This window comes from Enterobacteriaceae endosymbiont of Donacia piscatrix, from assembly GCF_012569525.1.
Classification (GTDB): domain Bacteria; phylum Pseudomonadota; class Gammaproteobacteria; order Enterobacterales; family Enterobacteriaceae.
Genome location: NZ_CP046200.1, coordinates 292,881 through 296,950, shown reverse-complemented (window position 1 = coordinate 296,950; position 4,070 = coordinate 292,881). Strand labels below are relative to the sequence as shown.

General features: G+C 16.2%; 3 protein-coding genes. All 3 read left to right on the top strand.

All coding sequences use genetic code 11. The features are described 5' to 3' along the window. Positions 1 to 1,262, top strand: a 1,262-nt coding sequence (locus GJT96_RS02395; RefSeq protein WP_247646074.1) for a class I tRNA ligase family protein, incomplete at its 5' end; no start/stop codon positions are given. A 22-nt stretch (positions 1,263 to 1,284) separates the two neighbouring features. Continuing rightward, on the top strand, positions 1,285 to 2,307 hold the full coding sequence (gene holA / locus GJT96_RS01490; protein ID WP_169780461.1) for a DNA polymerase III subunit delta: 1,023 nt from the start codon (positions 1,285 to 1,287) through the stop codon (positions 2,305 to 2,307). A gap of 34 nt (positions 2,308 to 2,341) precedes the next feature. Then, a partial coding sequence (mrdA, locus tag GJT96_RS01485; RefSeq protein WP_169780460.1) for a penicillin-binding protein 2 occupies positions 2,342 to 4,070 on the top strand: 1,729 nt, incomplete at its 3' end.

The following is a 4,070-nucleotide window of genomic DNA, read 5'->3' as shown; positions in this document are numbered from 1 at the left end:
TACCTTTAGTTTTTCCTAAATTTTTTTTTAATGAAAATATAAATGAAAATTATAATAAAAAAATTAAAAAAAATTTAAGATGGTTTTCTTATCACAAAAATGGGATAAAAGGGCAGATAGAAACTGATACATTTGATACTTTTATTGAATCTTCATGGTATTACGCAAGATATACTTGTAATGATGAAAAAAAAAGTATGATAAATATCAAAAAAGCTAAATATTGGTTACCTGTTGATCAATATATCGGAGGCATAGAACACGCTATAATGCATTTAATGTATTTTCGTTTTTTTCATAAATTAATGAGAGATATTGGTTTATTATATATTGATGAACCAGTAAAAAATTTATTATGTCAAGGGATGGTTTTATCTAATACTTATTATTATATAGATAATAAAAAAAAATATCATTGGGTTAATTCAAAAGATGTTGTTTTTGATAAAAAAAATAATTTTTTTTTTAATAAAAAAGGTAAAAAATTAATTAATTATGGTATGATGAAAATGTCAAAATCTAAAAATAATGGTATTAATCCTCAAGATATAATTAAAAAATATGGAGCTGATAGTTTACGTATGTTTATTATGTTTGCAGCACCTCCAACTCTTGATTTAGAATGGAAAGAAGCAGGAATAAAAGGAATGTATAGATTTTTAAATAAATTATGGAAATTTATTTATAAATATAACAAAATATATAAAAATTATTTAAGAATTAAAAATAATCAAGAAATAATTCAATATAATCAACAACAACTTATTATTCAAGATAATATAAATAAAACTATTATTAACGTAACTAATAATTTTGAAAAGAATCAATCTTTTAATACTGTAATATCTTCTATAATAATTTTATTTAAAAAAATTATAAAATATAAAATATATAATAAAATTGATTGTCTTATCATTTTTAATGGATTATTAATAATATTAAAAATGTTATATCCTTTTGCACCTCATATTTGTTTTGTGTTATGGAAAAAGATGGGAAATAATAATGATATAGATTATCAATTATGGCCTGTAATTAAAAATATTAATACAAAAACAAAACAAGATTTTAATATTATTATACAAATTAATGGGAAAAAAAAATATATTCTTTTAATTCCGGAAAAATATCATGATCAAAATAATAATATTAAAAAATATATATTATCACATAATAAAATTTCTAAATTTTTAATTAATATTAAAATATTAAAAATAATATATGTGCCATATAAAATTTTTAATATAGTAACAAAAAAATAAAAAATTTATTTTGTTAAATAAAATGAATCAAAAATTAATTAATGATTTTTATAAAAAAATTTATAATAAAAAATATTATTGCTATATTATAGCAGGTAATGAGTTTTTTTTTTTAAAAAAAAATTTACATTTATTATTTAATAAATTATTAAATTTAAATTATATTAAAAATAGTGTTATTATTATAAATAATGATACAATTTGGAGTGATATTTTTTTAAAATTTACTATTGATGATTTTTTTTGTAAAAAAAAAATAATACATTTACTTTTTTTAAATAAAAATATTTTTTTACAATTTCAAAATTATATTTTTTCTTTATTAAAATATATAGATGTTAATAATATTCTTATTTTAGAAATTCATGATTATATTAGTTTTAATACAGAAAAAATAATAAAAAATATTATTGATAATAATAATGTTTTTTTTTTAAAAAATAATAAATTAAATAGTAATCAATTATTAAATTGGATTAATTTTCGTTTAAAAAAATTAGATTTATCTATAGATAAAAATATAATTTTTATGTTAAAAAATTATTATTCACAAAATTTAATTTTGTTAAATCAATTAATTAATAATATTTATATACAAAAAAAAAAAATTTTTAATAATATAAATGATTTTGTTTATAAATATTATTTTAATAATTTAATTTTAATTAAAGAAGAAAAATTTATTGATTTTATCTTATTAGGTGATTTAAAAAATAGTCTTCAATTAATTATACAAATGAAAAATAATAAACAAAATATCTTTTTTATCTTAAATAAATTACAAAAAAATATTTTTCTAATTTTAAAATTATATAGAAATTATAAAAAAAAATCTATAAATTTTATTTTTAAAAAATTTTTAATACCTATATCAAAACAAAAAAATTTCAGAAAAATTTTAAATAGAATAAATTCTAAAAAAATAAATTTAATGATTAAATTATTACTAAAAATTGAAATAAATATTAAAAGTTTTATAATAAAAGATTATACAGAAAAATATTTTTGGATAGATTTAGAAAAATTAATTTTATTAACGTTATAAAATATTTTTAATTATATATAGGTATATAATAATTATGAATGTAAATTATAATTTTTTACATAATCATACAATAAAATTAAAAATTCTTATAAAAAGAATTAAAATTTTAATTAGAATATTTTCAATATTTATAATTGTTATAATATATAATTTATATTATTTGCAAATAAAATCTTATAAAAAATATAAATTACAAGCTGAACAAAATTATACTGGTTTTTTTTTTCTAAAACCTAACAGGGGATTAATTTATGATAGAAACGGTATTATTTTAGCTAAAAATAAAAATTTTTATCAAATTACAATAAAATTTAATAATCTTAAAGATTTTAAAATAAATTTTAATGTTTTTAAAACAGTATTAAGGTTAGATATTAATCAATGTGACCTTATAAATTTTATAAAAAAACGAGAAAAAAATAATCCTTTTAAATTAATTAAATTAAAAATTGATTTAAATGATGTTCAAGCATCAAAATTTTTAGTAAATAAATTTAGATTTCCTAAAATATCATTAAAAATTTATCAAAAACGTTTTTATCCCCAAAGTGATGTTTTTGCTCATGTAATAGGTTATATTAATCCAACAGATAATAAAAAAAAAATTATTTTTAAAAATAAAAATTCTGTAGAAAATTACAATGATAATTTCGGTAAAGGTATAAATGGTATTGAAAAATATTATGAAAATATATTATATGGAATTCCTGGTTATCAAAAAATTGCAGTAAATAATAAAGGTATATATTCATATAATATATGTAAAAAACAAGCTTATACAGGTAGTGATGTTTATTTAACTATTGATTATCATTTACAAAATTATATTCATTCATTAATGAGTGATAAAAAAGGTGCTGTTATTATTAGTGATACAAGAAATGGAGAAATTTTAGCTATGGTATCAACTCCTAGTTTTGATCCTAATATTTTTGTAAATAATTTTAAAAAGAATAGTATAAATTTTTTATTTAAAAATAATGATGATCCTTTAATTAATCGAACTATTCAAGGAATCTATCCTCCTGCTTCTACTGTAAAACCATATATTGCTTTATTAGCATTAAATTTAAATTTAATAAATGAATATACAATTTTATTTGATCCTGGATGGTGGAAAATTCCTAAATTAAATACAATTTATAAAGATTGGAAAAAATTTGGTCATGGATGTTTAAATGTTACTAAAGCATTACAAGAATCATCTGATTCTTTTTTTTATAAATTAGCCTACAATATAGGAATTAATAAAATATATAAATGGATGATAAAATTTGGTTATGGTAAATCAACAAATATTGATCTTTTTAATGAAAAAATAGGTAATATGCCCAATAGAGAATGGAAACTTAAAAATATACAAATACCATGGTATATAGGGGATACTATTTCAGTAGGTATAGGACAAAGTTATTGGAATGCTACTCCTATACAAATACATAATGCATTAACTATATTAGTTAATAATGGTATTAGTATTCCTTTACATCTTTTTAAAAGAAAAAAATTAAATAATATTTTTTCTTATTATTTTCCTCCTAAATACAAAAAAGTAATTAATTTATCAATAAAATATTGGAATATAATTAAAAAAGGAATGTATAATGTAGTTAATAAAAAAAATGGTACTATTTATAATTATTTTTCTACAGTAAAAAAATATCAAGTAGCAGCTAAAACAGGAACTGCACAGGTTTTTAACCTTAAAAGAAAAAATTATAATATTAATACAATAAAAAAAAAATTAAGAGATCATAAGCTTC